Raw genomic sequence first — 13708 nt, forward strand, 5'->3', positions numbered from 1 at the left:
GTTTTTCGCCTTCCGGCTGAAATCCAAGCGCAATCTCAAGCCGTCAGGCGGCGGCGCGACATGATCACCAGACGGCGTTCCCACCAGATCAGGATCAGGCTGGAGCCGACGATGAGGACCGCTCCGGCGACGACGTTCAGCGTCGGAATTTCGGCCCAGATCAGGTAGCCGTAGAGGAATGCCCAGATCAGACCGCTATATTCGATCGGCGCGAGCGTCGAGGCCGGCGCATAGCGGAAACCTTCATAGAGGATGTACTGACCGGCGGCGCTGATGCAGCCGAGCCCGATCATCAGCGTCCAGCCGAAGAGGTCGGGCGTCTTCCAGACGAAGGGCAGCGCCGCGCCGCAGACGACGGTGAACAGCACGCCGGTGGCCAGCATCTGGTTGACCGTGCTTTCCGTGCGGCTGACGAGGCGCACGAGGATGGTGCTCCAGGCCCAGCAGAAGCCGGCGAAGAACACCATGCCGGCCGGAATGAGGCTCGGGGCCTCGGCAGGATCGGCGGCCAGAACGACGCCGACGAAACCGCCGATGCAGGCCAGCCAGCGGATCGGCCCGACATTTTCCCTGAGAATGAAGATCGACAGCACGACGGTGATCACGGGCGCGCTGAAATACATCGTGGTGATCTCGGCAAGCCCGAGATGGCGGGCCGCAGAATAGTAGGAAAGCCAGGCGCCGAGCATCAAGACCGCGCGCAGCAGAACGGAACTTCTGTGCGGGCTTTTCAGGATCGACGGATGCCGGTTCCGATGGATGAAGAAGGCCGAGAAACCGACGATCATCACGCTGCGGATGAACAGGATCTGCGGCACGGCATAATCGGCCACCAGCCATTTGACGACGGCGTCCTGGATGGCGAACAGCGAATAGCCGATGCAGGCAAGGGCTATTCCCACCAGCGGGGACGGCGCCTCATCGGTCGATCTGGAAAACATGGAAGGCCTGCGAAGAAATGCATGAGCGGACGGCCCGGACTAGCAAGAGCCGCCTGCGTTGACAATGCAAGGAATAGCCCTCCGCGAAGATTTGATCAGTTGATCTTCACGCCCTTCGATCGCATGCGTGAAACCGTTTCCCGTTCGGCCCGCTTGCAGCGCATCGGCGGCAGGCCGCGATCCATCAAATCCATGTCTTCGAGCACCATGTCGCCCATCTTCGTGAAGGCGCTATCGAGCGCTCCGGCGCGGTGGGCCGAGCGGATGAAGCCCTTGAGCTTGCGGACGGGATGATCCAGCGGCAACGGCTCTTCCGGATAGACATCGCTTGCCGCCACGATATGGCCCGAGGCAACGGCCGCCATCAGCGCATCGAAATCGACGACATCGGCGCGGCTGAGCAGGATGAAAGCCGCACCCTTGCGCATGCTGGCAAAGGCCTCGGCGCCGAGGAAACCCTTGTTTTCGCTGGTGACGGCAGCGACGACGAAGACGAAATCGCTCTTCGTCAGCACATCCTCCAGGCTCGCCGCCTCGACATTGTTTTCTTCCAGGATCGATTTCGGCTGCCAGGGATCGAAGACCCGAACCTTGGCGCGGAAGCCCGAGAGTACACGCCGCAGCGCCTTGCCGAGATCGCCGAAGCCGACGATGCCGATCTCCGATCCGGCGATCAGCCGGGCGCTGGCATTGCCCTCGCCGCCCCAGAGCTCGCTACCCTCGCGGAAGGCGACATCGGCATCGACGATGCCGCGCGCCAGCGAAAGCGCGAAGCCGAGGCCGATCTCGGCCACCGGCTCGGCGAAGACCTGGCCGGTCGTCACCACATGGATGCCGCGCTGGAAGAGAATGTCATAGGGCATGTTGTTGATCAGATTGCTTTCGACATTCAGCACGCAACGCAGCGAGGTCATCCGCGCTAGCGTCTCCTCCGAAAGCGGCGGCTGACCGATGATGTAGCGGGTCTTGCCGAGCACGGCATCGCCGAGACCGGCAATATTCTCCGGGTCCGCCTCGACGATCTCATAGGTGTCATGAAGCACGCGCCGCGCGGTGTCGCTGAAGATCAGGTCGAGCGTGCGCGGCTCCGGTGCGCTGATCGCCAGCGGCTTTTCGGTCTTGGTCATTTCATCCTCCTCCAGCAGCCGCTCACGGCTGCACAATCTCTATTCGCGCCTCGCGCTCCCCGGCTACAACAGACAGGCGCTCGGCCTGCACGATCTGCGTCCAATCCTCCGCCCGCGCCAGCACAACCGGACAGCCGATGCCATAGAGCGCCTCGGCGACCATTGCGCCGGTGACGACGATCGCGTCGCGTTTCAACAGGATAATGCCTGAAGGCGCCGTTTTCAGCCGGATCGCTTCGGCGAGCACCGAGCTTCCCGAACTCGATCCCCGTCCGGCTTCCATGACCAGGATCGACCCGCTGATCGACTGGCCGCTCTGCGGATGCCACTGGTCGATAATCCGGCCGGTCGCGGAGTCGACGCCACCCCAGAAGCTCAAGGGTTCGGCCAGCACGAAGGCCGGCGCTTGGGCGCTGCCTTCCATGAGCGTCGTTGCGGAGAAACTGGTCACAGCCGCACCACCTTGCCCGCCCGGGCCGAGGCCATGCATTCAGCCAGCGAGCCGAAGGCGACGTCGACGCCGATATTGCCGGGCGCGTAGTAAGCCCATTTACCGGAATTGGTCATGACGGCGCCGGACATGTCGCGGATGATCGCCGTCACATAGGTGCAGGTATCGATGACGAGCGTGATACCCGCAGCCTCCAGCCTCGTCCGCCAGCTACGGTTTTCGAGCTCCGCCAGAACCTCGCGGTTCGTGTTGATATAGATGTCGGTCGCCGCCTTCTCGTCCGTCAGCAGCGGCATCAGCCGCTCGAACTCGCCGATCGAGAAATGCGGCGTGCCCATGCTGACCGCGGCAAGCGGCGTACCCTCCGCCACTGTCGAGAGATTGCGGATCGTCTCGCGGATGTCATCGCGGCTGAGACAGATGACTTCCACCGGCTCTTTTCCGCCGCAGGCTGCTTCCAGCGTCGGCGCTTCCGGCGTCAGCCCGACGGCATGGAAAAGTGCCACAGCACCCGCCGACGCGGCAACGGCGCCCAGCGCTTTCAGATCGTCCTCGGAGCTTTCCACCGGCAATCCGCGGATAACCGGGATCCTGTCGCCGCAGCGGCGGCCGATGGTGTGACCGGCCGCAACGCAGATCGATCCCGCATCGCCGTCAGGGAAAGCTTCGACATCGATCAGCACCGTGGCGCGGCGGTTCTCCGTGACATGCAACCCGTAATAAGGTGCCCGGCCGGCCAGTGCGCAACAGAGATCGATGAAATCGCCGTAGCGATTGGTGCGGGCGCCGAGCACGGAATTGGCAAAGACGATCGCATTCGATTCCGCCCAGGCGATCTGCGCGCCGAAGCGTGGCCGGAAGATCGTTTGGTAGGGGGCGCAGGTGAAGGTGGGCACGCAGCCGAGCTCTTCATGCGCCCGCATCAGCCGCGCGCCGTTGCGGCCGAGTTCGGCGTCGCCGCGAAACAGTTCGGGATGGATGAGATCGACCGAGCCGACATTCAGCGTCGTCGGCACCCGGACGCGCCCGCCCCATGAGACCATGCGCTCGACGAAATCGAGGCTGACCTCGCCGAGATAGAGACAGCCATCGATATGGGCTGCTTCAATATCCACCAATTCCTCAGCGCCGACGGCTTCGGCAAAGCGCACCAGAAGCCGCATCGCAAAGGCCGCCGCCTCGCCGTGGCGGCCATCGAGAAGGGCGTGATCATCGGGGGAAAGCTGGAGTGAGGAATGCATGGCGGCGACGCTATCAGGTCGTCCCGCGGGAGAGAAGATGGCTTGCGAATTCGACCAAAGCCGCACTCGACAAAACTGTCACAAACACTATGTCACAAAACCTTCACAATTTCATTTGCCAGTTCGTTTCTTTTCGTTTTGTATGCGCAAAGTTTCGCAACGAAACCGGCCGGTGAGATCGAGGAGGATCTGCGCCGGCAAGCCGTGACCGGCTGAAACGGCGCGGCAGGACACATAGGGAGGAACCATGTCCATTCGTTTCATCGCCGCATCGGCGGCAACCGTCACCCTGTCGCTCTCCTTCGCGTCGAGCGCTTTCGCGGTGACCGAACTGCAGTGGTGGCACGCCATGGCGGGCGCCAATAACGAGGTGGTCAACCAGCTCTCCAAGGAATTCAACGACAGCCAGAAGGACTACAAGATCGTTCCGGTCTTCAAGGGCACCTATCCGGAAGCCCTGAACGCCGGCATCGCCGCCTTCCGCGCCAAGCAGGCGCCGGCGATCCTGCAGGTCTTCGACGCCGGTAGCGGCGTGATGATGGGCGCCGAAGGCGCGATCATGCCGGCGGCCCAGGTTCTCGAAAAGGGTGGCTTCAAGTTCGACAAGTCGGAATATCTGCCTGGTATCGCCGCCTATTATTCGAAGCCGGACGGCACGATGCTGTCCTTCCCCTACAACTCGTCCTCGCCGATCCTCTATTACAACAAGGACATCTTCAAGAAGGCCGGTCTCGACCCGGAAAATCCGCCGAAGACCTGGCCTGAAGTGTTCGAGGCCGCCAAGAAGATCAAGTCGAGCGGCGCCTCCTCCTGCGGCCTGACGTCGACCTGGCTGACCTGGATCCAGACCGAAAACCTCGCCGCCTGGAACAACGTCTCCTACGGCTCGAACGAAAACGGCCTTGCCGGCACCGATGTGAAGCTTGCCTTCAACTCGCCGCTCTTCGTCCAGCATTTCCAGGCGATCGCCGATCTCGCCAAGGATGGTACCTTCCGCTATGGCGGCCGCACCTCCGAGGCCAAGCAGCTCTTCACCTCCGGCGAATGCGGCATCATGACGGAATCGTCGGGCGGCCTCGGCGACATCATCAAGACGGGCATGAACTACGGCATCGGCCAGCTGCCTTACTACGAAGGCGAAGGGCGTCCGCAGAACACTATTCCCGGCGGCGCCAGCCTCTGGGTCTTCGCCGGCAAGAGCGACGAGGAATACAAGGGTATCGCCCAGTTCTTCCACTTCCTGTCGCAGACCAAGATCCAGGCACGCCTCCACCAGGTCTCCGGCTACATGCCGGTCACCATGGCCGCCTATGAGGACACCAAGAAGTCCGGCTTCTACGAAAAGAACCCGGGCCGCGAAACGCCGATCCTGCAGATGATGGGCAAGGCTCCGACCGAAAACTCCAAGGGTGTCCGCCTCGTCAACCTGCCGCAGGTCCGCGACATCATGAACGAAGAGTTCGAAGCGATGCTCGCCGGCAAGCAGGATGCCAAGGCTGCCCTCGACAAGGCGGTCGAGCGCGGCAATGCCGCCATCCAGCAGGCGATCGGCCAGTAAGTTACGGCGCAATGCCGCCCGCAGCTTCGGCCGCGGGCGGTCCCTTCATGCCAAGGAGATCGCCGTGCAGCGCGTCGTCTTTCCGAACAAGATCCTTCCCTATTTCCTGGTGGCCCCGCAGATCATCCTCACGGTGGTCTTCTTCTTCTGGCCGGCCAGCCAGGCGCTTTATCAGTCGATGCAGCGCGAAGACCCGTTCGGCCTCAAAAGCGGCTTCGTCGGCTTTGCGAATTTTCGCGATGTATTGGCAGACCCCAACTATCTGCACTCGCTCTACGTCACCGTCGTCTTCAGCGTTCTGACCGCGCTGCTGTCGATGGTCGTGGCGCTGGCCCTGGCGACGGCCGCCGACAAGGTGGTGCGCGGCCAGACCTTCTATCGCACGCTGCTGATCTGGCCCTATGCCGTGGCGCCTGCCGTCGCCGGCATGCTGTGGCTCTTCATGTTCAATCCGGCCATGGGCACCTTCGCCTATATCCTGCGCCGCAACGGCTTTCTCTGGGATCCGCTTCTGAACGGCAATCAGGCGATGACGCTGGTCATCGTCGCGGCCGCCTGGAAGCAGATCAGCTACAATTTCCTGTTCTTCGTCGCCGGCCTGCAGGCGATCCCGAAATCGCTGATCGAAGCGGCCGCCATCGACGGCGCCCGCGGCAGCCGCCGCTTCTGGACGATCGTCTTCCCGCTTCTGGCGCCGACCACTTTCTTCCTGCTCGTCGTCAACACCGTCTACGCCTTCTTCGACACCTTCGGCATCATCCATTCGGTGACCGGCGGCGGCCCGGCAAAGGCGACGGAAACGCTGGTCTACAAGGTCTATAATGACGGCTTCGTGAACCTCAATCTCGGCTCGTCCGCGGCCCAGTCGGTGATCCTGATGATCATCGTCATCGCCCTGACCGCCTTCCAATTCCGCTTCGTCGAGAAGCGCGTGCATTATGCGTGAGGGCCTGAAATGATCGAAAAACGCCCAATCGCCAGCCTCATCGGCCACCTGATGCTGATCATCGGCATCATCATCGTCGCCTTCCCGATCTATTACACCTTCATCGCCTCAACGATGACGTCGGCGGAGATCATCAAGCCGCCGATCTCGTTGCTGCCGGGCAGCCACTTCACCGAGAATTACAGCGAGGCGCTGTTTGGCGGCGTCGAGCGCGCCGTCGGCGTCAGTCTGGAACGGCTGCTCTTCAACACCTTCGTGGTGGCGATCCTGATTGCCGTCGGCAAGATCCTGATCTCCTTCCTGTCGGCCTTCGCGGTGGTGTTCTTCCGCTTTCCGCTGCGCATGGTGTTCTTCTGGATGATCTTCGTGACGCTGATGCTGCCGGTCGAGGTGCGCATCCTGCCCACCTACAAGGTGATCGTCGATCTCGGCCTGATCGATACCTATGCGGGCCTGACCCTGCCGCTGATGGCCTCGGCGACCGCAACCTTCCTGTTCCGCCAGTTCTTCCTGACGATCCCCGGCGAATTGCTGGAGGCGGCGCGCATCGACAATGCCGGACCGTTCCGCTTCATGCGCGATATCCTGCTGCCGCTGTCGCGCACCAATATCGCCGCGCTTTTCGTGATCCTGTTCATCTATGGCTGGACGCAGTATCTCTGGCCGCTGCTCGTTACCAATGACGCGCAGATGAACACGGTCATTATCGGGCTCAGGAAGATGGTGGATTTCACCGACGCGGCGACGCCCTGGAATTTCGTGATGGTGACGGCGATCCTTGCGATCATTCCGCCCATCCTCATCGTGGTGCTGATGCAGCGCTGGTTCGTAAAAGGTCTTGTGGAGACGGAGAAGTAATGGCCAGAATCACCCTCAAGGATGTCCGCAAGACCTATGGCGGCGGCGTCGAAGTCATCAAGGGCGTTTCGCTTGACATCGCCGACGGCGAGCTCGTCGTCCTCGTCGGCCCCTCCGGCTGCGGCAAGTCCACGCTGCTCAGAATGATCGCCGGCCTGGAAGGCATAACGTCTGGCCAGATCGCCATCGGCGAACGCGTCGTCAACGATCTGGAACCCTCGGAGCGCGATATCGCCATGGTCTTCCAGAACTATGCGCTCTATCCGCATATGACCGTGCGCCAAAACCTCGCCTACGGCCTGAAGAACCGCAACACGCCGAAAGACGAGATCGAGCGGCGGATCGTCAAGGCGGCGAAATCGCTGGAGATCGAGCCCTTCCTCGAGCGCAAGCCGCGCCAGCTCTCCGGCGGCCAGCGCCAGCGCGTCGCCATGGGCCGCGCCATCGTCCGCGAACCCGCGGCCTTCCTGTTCGACGAACCGCTCTCCAATCTCGATGCCAAACTGCGCGTGCAGATGCGCGTCGAGATCAAGCGGTTGCAGCGGGCGCTCGCCACCACCAGCGTCTACGTCACCCACGACCAGATGGAAGCCATGACGCTCGCCGACCGGCTGGTCGTCCTGAACGGCGGCCAGATCGAGCAGGTCGGCACGCCGATCGAGCTCTACGAGAAGCCCGCCACCACTTTCGTCGCCACCTTCATCGGCTCGCCGTCGATGAACCTCCTGGAGACCAGCGGCAGCGGCTTTGCACTTGGCAACGGCGCCACGCCGCTGCCATCAGATACCGCCACCCTCGGCATTCGCCCGGAAGACCTGCATCTCGCCGAACCCGGCAAGCCCGACGCCTTCACCGCCGATGTCCGTGTCGGCGCTGTCGAGCTGGTCGGCGCCGAAAGCTATGTCCACGGCACGCTGCCGAACGCACAGGACATCGTCTTCCGCGTTCCCGGCCGGTCGCAGATCGCCATCGATTCCCGCGTCACCATCGGCGCCGCCCAATCCAGCCTTCATTCTTTCGACGGCAACGGCAAGCGGATCGGCTGACACATTCCGGCGCGGCGTTCGCGAAGCAGGCTCCGAACCATTCTGCTATTGACTGACGGCGGTCAGCGGCTACGAAAAGGGGACCAACCCAGAAGAAGCATCGATGACGCCGCCAAACTCTTCCCCGACCAAGGCCAAGGGCCAACGCAACGAGATCCGCCTGATCGCCCGTGCCGCATCGATCCTGCGGGCGCTCGCCGAGGAGCCTTCGGGGCTCAGCCTCGGGCAGATCGCAAAGCAGACCGGTCTTGCCCGGGCAACCGTGCAGCGGCTGGTGGGGGCGATGGAGGTCGAGCGGCTGGTGGCGACCGAAGTGGACAAGGTCGGCGTCAGGATCGGATCGGAAATACCGCGGATCGCGACGCTCGCCTACCGCGATATCAGGCAATTCTTCCGCACGGCGATCGAGCAGCTGCATCAGGATGTCGAGGAAAGCGTCGACCTGACCCTGCTGCAGGGCAACGCCGCCGTGGTGATCGACCAGGTCCAGGGCGCCGGGCGGGTGCTGCGCGTCGTCTCGCAGGTCGGCTCGGCCCTTCCTCTCTACTGTACCTCGAACGGCAAGGCGCATCTGTCGCAGATGTCCGATGCCGATGTCGCCGAAATCATCGCCGGCGGATTGCCGAAGATCACGCCGCAGACAATCACCGACGGCCCCACGCTGCTCGGCGAAATCGCCAAGATCCGCGCCGGCGGCATTGCGGCCGACGAGGAGGAATATGCGGCGGGCGTGTGCGCGCTGTCGCTTCCGGTTCGCGGCATCGGAAATGCCAGTTATGCGCTCGGCGTCCTGATGCCGAGGCAGCGGTATGACGAGCGCGCCGGACTGGTGCGCGAGGCGCTGGCAAAGTGCCGGGCCTCGATCGAGACCGTAACCGGCCGCTGACCGACCAGTCTCCGGGAACCGATAAATCCAAGCGAAATTAGGATGTTAACTCGCGACGCCGCGTGCCCGTAGGGCTACGCGGCGTTTTGCCGTTGACAATTTCCCGCTCGCGCACTTACAATTTCGATACAACTGTACCGCATAACGATACAGTCTTGGATGCCGCAGCCTTTCTGGAGGAGGAAACCATGCTGCTTGCCGTGAAGATTCTTTTGACCATCGTGACCCTCGGTTACAGCCTCATTCCGGCTCTGGCCGATCTAAACAAGACGCACGCGACCAACCCGCGCTGGACCGGCCATGCGCGCTTCCATTGTGTGTGGCAGGTGGTGAGCTACATCATTCTCGCCATCGCCATGCTCGCCATCATCTGGTTCCCGATCCTGCCGGAACGGCCGCAGCTGATCCTGCCGCTGGTGGCTGCCGTGGCTGTCTATGGCGGCTTCTTCGCCGCCGTGCTCGGCAAGCGGTTCTACGCGGGCGAGAACTACGACGAGAACGGCTACCTGCCGGTTGGCGGCCCGCTCGGCCTCGCGCTCGACGTCAACATCACCATCTTCACCACGATGGTCGCCTTCGTCGCCGTCACCGCATTTCTGGTGTCGCAGCTTGTGACCGCCGCCGTCTGAGGCTCCCGAGCACATCAGGAAAGCGGCCGCATTCCGGCCGCTTTCGCCATCCCGTTTCAAGGACATCCGAAATGCCACTGACCGAAGCCCAACTCGACGCCGCAGCCCGCTCGCTTTTCGATGCGGAAATGAGCCGCGCCGTCATTCCGCAGCTCTCGAAGAGCCATCCCGAACTCGTGCTCGCCGAAAGCTATGAGATCCAGCGCCGCTGGGTGAAACATCATCTTGCCGAAGGCCGTCGCATCGTCGGCCACAAGATCGGTCTGACATCGCGCGCCATGCAGATGGCCTCGAAGATGACCGAACCAGACTACGGCGCCCTGCTCGATCACATGATGTTCCGCGACGGCCAGACAATCCCTGCCGGACGCTTCATCAAGCCGCGGCTCGAGGTTGAGCTCGCCTTCGTCCTGAAGGACGACCTGAGCGGACCGGGCTGCAACATCTACGACGTGATGCGCGCCACCGAAGTCGTCGTTCCCGCGCTCGAGATCATCGATTATCGCACGGAAGTGCCGCGCGCGATCACCGATACGATCGCCGATAACGCGGCATCGGGCGGCGTTGTCGTCGGCGGGCGGCCGGTACGTCCGTTCGATGTCGATATCCGCTGGGTCGCCGCGACATTGTCGAAGAACGGTATCATCGAGGAATCGGGCGTATCGGCCGCTATCATGGGGCACCCGGCCGCCGGCGTCGCCTGGCTCGCCAACAAGCTTGCAGACCAGGGCGAGGTCCTGCGCAAGGGCCAGTTCATTCTCGGCGGCTCGTTCACCCGCCCCGTCGATATCGTCTCCGGAGACGTCATCCAGGCCGATTACGGCCCGCTCGGCGCCATCGGCATCTCCTTCGCATAGGTGACGCCATGCCCCGCAATCTGTTCAAACAGGCCCTCTCGGAGGGCCGCCGCCAGCATGGCCTCTGGTGCACCCTGTCCTCTGCCTTCGCCACCGAAGTGGTGGCAGGGGCGGGTTACGACTGGCTGCTGCTCGATACCGAACATTCGCCCGGCGATGCGCTGACCGTACTGCCGCAGCTCCAGGTGATCGCTGGCTATCCCGGAGTCTCCGCGATCGTCCGGCCCGCCTCCAACGATGCCGTGCTGATCAAGCGGCTGCTCGATATCGGCGCCCAGACGCTGCTGATCCCCTATGTCCAGAACGCGGCGGAGGCGGAAGCCGCCGTGCGCGCGACCCGCTATCCGCCATGCGGCATACGCGGCGTCTCCGGCCTGACCCGGGCGACCCGTTTCGGCCGCGAGAAGGGCTACTTCGACAAGGCGGCCGAGGATCTCTGCGTCATCGTCCAGATCGAGACGGCGGAAGCGCTCGGCAATCTGAAGGCCATCGCGGCGGTTCCGGGTGTCGATGCGCTCTTCGTCGGTCCCGCCGATCTCGCCGCCAGCATCGGCTTCGGCGCCGATCTTAGCAATCCCGGCCTGCGCAAGACGGTCGTCGATGCGATCAGCAAGATCAAGGCAGCTGGCAAGCCCGCCGGGCTTCTGAGCGGCGATCCGGTGCTGATGAAGATGGCGGCGGAAGCCGGCGTCGATTTTCTCGCTGTCGGCGTCGATGCCGGGCTGCTGGCCCGGTCGTCGGAAGCGCTGCTCGCGCAGGCGGCATCGCTCTAGACGGGCGGCCGATAGCGCCCGGTCTGCGGGCTGAGACATGCTCTGCCGTGGCTTCCTGCCGCGCTGATTTCCTGTTGATTTTCAATAGGAAACGCGCGGCATTGCCGTATCTACGGCCCGGCAGGAAAACGCCGAAAAATCGTTAATGTCTTATTTTTTTCATATTGACGTAATCATGAAAAATAATAGACTTCACTGCAGATCAATACCAGACAGTCAGCCCGCCCGTTCAGGCCGCGGAATGTGAGTTCGACGCCCCGCGCATCGCGGCGGCGAAGGGTCTCGCTCGGCCTCAAAACGATCGGTCACGCATGCCCAATCGCCCGGAGATGCCCTCCGGGAGACATGTTCTTTGCTGCCAATAAAGGGGAACGATATGACGGCAAGCCTTATCAGCATGAAGAGAATTCTCGCAGGCGCATTTCTGCTTACCGCTTTGCCCGCCGGGCAGGCGCTGGCGGCGGACTGTAGCATCAGCATCGGCCGTATCGTCCCGATGACCGGCCCGCTCGCCGATGTCGGCAAGGATACGCCGTGGGTCGACGACAACAAGCTGAAGCCGATCAACGACGCCGGTGGACTGAAGGTCGGCAACGATCTCTGCAAGATCAGCTACAAGATCTACGACAGCAAGAGCACCGTCGCCGGTTCAGCCGAAGCCGCCACCCAGGCCATCCTGCAGGACAAGGTGGATTTCCTGATGGCGCAGGGCACGCCCGATACGACCAATGCGCCCTCCGATCTCTGCGAGCGCAACAAGATTCCCTGCATCGTCACCAACACCCCGGTCGAAGCCTGGCTTCTCGGCCCCGACGGCAAGCCGAAGGAATACAAATACGCCTTCGAATTCTTCTTCTCGGTGCCCGATCTGGTGAAGAACCATGTCGGCATGATCAAGGCGCTGCCGGGCGGCTTCAACGGCAAGATCGGCTATCTCTATCCGAACGATGCCGACGGCACCGTGTTTGCCAAGATCTTCGATCCGGTCTTCAAGGGCGAGGGCTGGAAGCCTGTCGATCCCGGCCGTTTCCAGCAGGGTCTGCCCGACTTCTCCTCGCTGATCAACCAGTTCAAGCGCAACCACGTCGAGGTCGTCGCCGGTGTGCTCGCCCCGCCGGATATGCAGAACTATCTGCAGCAGGCCGCCCAGGCAGGTTTCAAGCCGAAAATGTACATCATCGACAAGGGCACCGGATATCCGGAGCCGATGGCGGCCCTCGGCGAGGTCGGCTACGGCCTGCTCTCGGTGAATTTCTGGTCGCCCGCCTATCCTGGCAGCTCGTCCTTCGGCGGCTATAGCGGCCAGGCGCTGGTCGATAGTTTCGAGAAGGCTACCGGCAAGCAGTATATCCCGCCGCTCGGTTACGACGATGCCTCCTATGACGTGCTGCTGAGCGCCATCCAGCGCGCCGGCACCAAGGACAGGGAAGCGGTCCTCGCCGCGCTCCGGACCACCAAGGTCGATACCGTCGCCGGTCCCGTCGCCTTCAACAAGCAGAACTTCTCGGTCCAGCCGCTCGGCGGTGCGCAATGGCGCTTCGATCCGGCGCAGGGAAAGATCATCAAGGAAAACGTCTTCAACGCCGTCTACCCGTCGGTCCAGAAGACGGCCGAGATGAAGCTCTACGAATAGGGCGGCGCCTTCGATCTGCGACACATCCGGACGGAGACACCCGACATGACCAGGATTCTCGAAGTCACCAATCTCACCAAATCCTTCGGCGCGCTCACCGTGGCGAAGGACGTGAGTTTCCATGTCTCGGAAGGCGAAGTGCTTGGCGTGATCGGCCCGAACGGCGCCGGAAAGACGACGCTGTTCGGCATGCTCTCCGGCCATATCAAGCCTTCGTCCGGCATGGTGCGGTTCTGCGGCAAGGACATCACGACGGCGCCACCGCATCGCCGTGCCAGGCTCGGCATCGGGCGGACCTATCAGGTGCCGAAGCCTTTCGGGCAAATGACCGTCGAGCAGAACCTGCGCGTGGCGGCAACCTTTGCCGGACAGATGGACCAGCGTTCCGCCGACCATTGGGTCGGCGAGACGCTGGCACTGACCGGGCTGTCGGCCCATGCCGGAATGCTCGCCGGCAGCCTGCCGCTCCTGGTGCGCAAGCGCCACGAGCTTGCCCGGGCGCTCGCCATGCGCCCGCGCCTGCTGCTGATCGACGAGGTGGCGGCGGGGCTGACCGAGGAGGAGGTGAGCGCCTTCATCTCCATGGTGAAAAGCGTGCGCTCCCTCGGCATCGCCGTCGTCTGGATCGAGCATGTGATCCGCACGATGCTGACCGCCACCGATCGCCTGATGGTTCTGGCCGGCGGCGAGATCGTCGCCGACGGCAATCCCGACAAGGTCATGGCCCTTCCCGAAACCCGCCGCATCTATCTCGGAGCCTGA

At 62.9% G+C, this 13708-nt stretch carries 14 protein-coding genes; 10 read left to right on the top strand and 4 right to left on the bottom strand.

Translation table 11 applies throughout. From position 1 onward, the window contains the following. Positions 1-35 precede the first annotated feature (35 nt). From ACODR6_RS04040 to ACODR6_RS04055, 4 genes are all read right to left on the bottom strand, one after another. Positions 36-941: a DMT family transporter gene (locus tag ACODR6_RS04040; protein WP_489020938.1), complete on the bottom strand. Its 906-nt coding sequence runs from the start codon at positions 939-941 to the stop codon at positions 36-38. A 95-nt stretch (positions 942-1036) separates the two neighbouring features. Beyond that, a complete protein-coding gene (locus tag ACODR6_RS04045; protein ID WP_489020940.1) occupies positions 1037-2068 on the bottom strand; it encodes a hydroxyacid dehydrogenase in 1032 nt (343 codons plus the stop codon). Between the two features lie 22 nt (positions 2069-2090). Next, positions 2091-2519, bottom strand: coding sequence for an aconitase X swivel domain-containing protein (locus ACODR6_RS04050; RefSeq protein WP_489020942.1), 429 nt, complete (start codon positions 2517-2519; stop codon positions 2091-2093). After that, positions 2516-3760, bottom strand: a complete 1245-nt coding sequence (locus ACODR6_RS04055; protein WP_489020944.1) for an aconitase X — start codon at positions 3758-3760, stop codon at positions 2516-2518. The genes ACODR6_RS04050 and ACODR6_RS04055 overlap by 4 nt, the downstream gene beginning before the upstream one ends. Before the next feature lie 247 nt (positions 3761-4007). Here ACODR6_RS04055 and ugpB point away from each other — a divergent pair, with 247 nt between their 5' ends. From ugpB to ACODR6_RS04105, 10 genes are all read left to right on the top strand, one after another. Then, entirely contained in the window at positions 4008-5318 is a 1311-nt protein-coding gene (ugpB, locus tag ACODR6_RS04060; RefSeq protein ID WP_489020946.1) for a sn-glycerol-3-phosphate ABC transporter substrate-binding protein UgpB, read from the top strand. 64 nt (positions 5319-5382) lie between these two features. After that, positions 5383-6264: a sn-glycerol-3-phosphate ABC transporter permease UgpA gene (gene ugpA, locus ACODR6_RS04065; protein ID WP_112714517.1), complete on the top strand. Its 882-nt coding sequence runs from the start codon at positions 5383-5385 to the stop codon at positions 6262-6264. 9 nt (positions 6265-6273) lie between these two features. Next, the gene (gene ugpE / locus ACODR6_RS04070; protein WP_489020948.1) at positions 6274-7122 is read left to right on the top strand and encodes a sn-glycerol-3-phosphate ABC transporter permease UgpE; all 849 of its coding nucleotides are present in this window, start codon (positions 6274-6276) and stop codon (positions 7120-7122) included. Then, on the top strand, positions 7122-8168 hold the full coding sequence (locus ACODR6_RS04075; RefSeq protein ID WP_489020950.1) for a sn-glycerol-3-phosphate import ATP-binding protein UgpC: 1047 nt from the start codon (positions 7122-7124) through the stop codon (positions 8166-8168). The genes ugpE and ACODR6_RS04075 overlap by 1 nt, the downstream gene beginning before the upstream one ends. Before the next feature lie 103 nt (positions 8169-8271). Further along, complete coding sequence (locus ACODR6_RS04080) at positions 8272-9054, top strand: IclR family transcriptional regulator (protein ID WP_489020952.1); 783 nt, start codon at positions 8272-8274, stop codon at positions 9052-9054. A gap of 155 nt (positions 9055-9209) precedes the next feature. Continuing rightward, positions 9210-9683 carry a hypothetical protein gene (locus ACODR6_RS04085; RefSeq protein ID WP_489020954.1) on the top strand — a complete coding sequence of 158 codons (474 nt, stop codon included), beginning with the start codon at positions 9210-9212 and terminating at the stop codon, positions 9681-9683. Between the two features lie 71 nt (positions 9684-9754). Beyond that, complete coding sequence (hpaH, locus tag ACODR6_RS04090; protein ID WP_112714541.1) at positions 9755-10540, top strand: 2-oxo-hept-4-ene-1,7-dioate hydratase; 786 nt, start codon at positions 9755-9757, stop codon at positions 10538-10540. A gap of 8 nt (positions 10541-10548) precedes the next feature. Next, on the top strand, positions 10549-11313 hold the full coding sequence (locus ACODR6_RS04095) for an aldolase/citrate lyase family protein (RefSeq protein WP_130280321.1): 765 nt from the start codon (positions 10549-10551) through the stop codon (positions 11311-11313). Positions 11314-11689: 376 nt separating this feature from the next. Then, entirely contained in the window at positions 11690-12946 is a 1257-nt protein-coding gene (locus ACODR6_RS04100) for an ABC transporter substrate-binding protein (RefSeq protein ID WP_112714545.1), read from the top strand. Positions 12947-12991: 45 nt separating this feature from the next. Beyond that, positions 12992-13708 carry an ABC transporter ATP-binding protein gene (locus ACODR6_RS04105; protein WP_112714547.1) on the top strand — a complete coding sequence of 239 codons (717 nt, stop codon included), beginning with the start codon at positions 12992-12994 and terminating at the stop codon, positions 13706-13708.

This window comes from Rhizobium sp. FG96 (genome assembly GCF_057808655.1).

Bases quoted from the DNA above. Each gene is read 5' to 3' on its own strand.
- ACODR6_RS04095 (WP_130280321.1), top strand. From the start codon at position 10,549: ATGCCCCGCAATCTGTTCAAACAGGCCCTCTCGGAGGGCCGCCGCCAG.
- ACODR6_RS04105 (WP_112714547.1), top strand. From the start codon at position 12,992: ATGACCAGGATTCTCGAAGTCACCAATCTCACCAAATCCTTCGGCGCG.
- ACODR6_RS04045 (WP_489020940.1), bottom strand. From the start codon at position 2,068: ATGACCAAGACCGAAAAGCCGCTGGCGATCAGCGCACCGGAGCCGCGC.
- ACODR6_RS04055 (WP_489020944.1), bottom strand. From the start codon at position 3,760: ATGCATTCCTCACTCCAGCTTTCCCCCGATGATCACGCCCTTCTCGAT.
- ugpE (WP_489020948.1), top strand. From the start codon at position 6,274: ATGATCGAAAAACGCCCAATCGCCAGCCTCATCGGCCACCTGATGCTG.
- ugpB (WP_489020946.1), top strand. From the start codon at position 4,008: ATGTCCATTCGTTTCATCGCCGCATCGGCGGCAACCGTCACCCTGTCG.
- ACODR6_RS04100 (WP_112714545.1), top strand. From the start codon at position 11,690: ATGACGGCAAGCCTTATCAGCATGAAGAGAATTCTCGCAGGCGCATTT.
- ACODR6_RS04075 (WP_489020950.1), top strand. From the start codon at position 7,122: ATGGCCAGAATCACCCTCAAGGATGTCCGCAAGACCTATGGCGGCGGC.
- ACODR6_RS04080 (WP_489020952.1), top strand. From the start codon at position 8,272: ATGACGCCGCCAAACTCTTCCCCGACCAAGGCCAAGGGCCAACGCAAC.
- ACODR6_RS04040 (WP_489020938.1), bottom strand. From the start codon at position 941: ATGTTTTCCAGATCGACCGATGAGGCGCCGTCCCCGCTGGTGGGAATA.
- hpaH (WP_112714541.1), top strand. From the start codon at position 9,755: ATGCCACTGACCGAAGCCCAACTCGACGCCGCAGCCCGCTCGCTTTTC.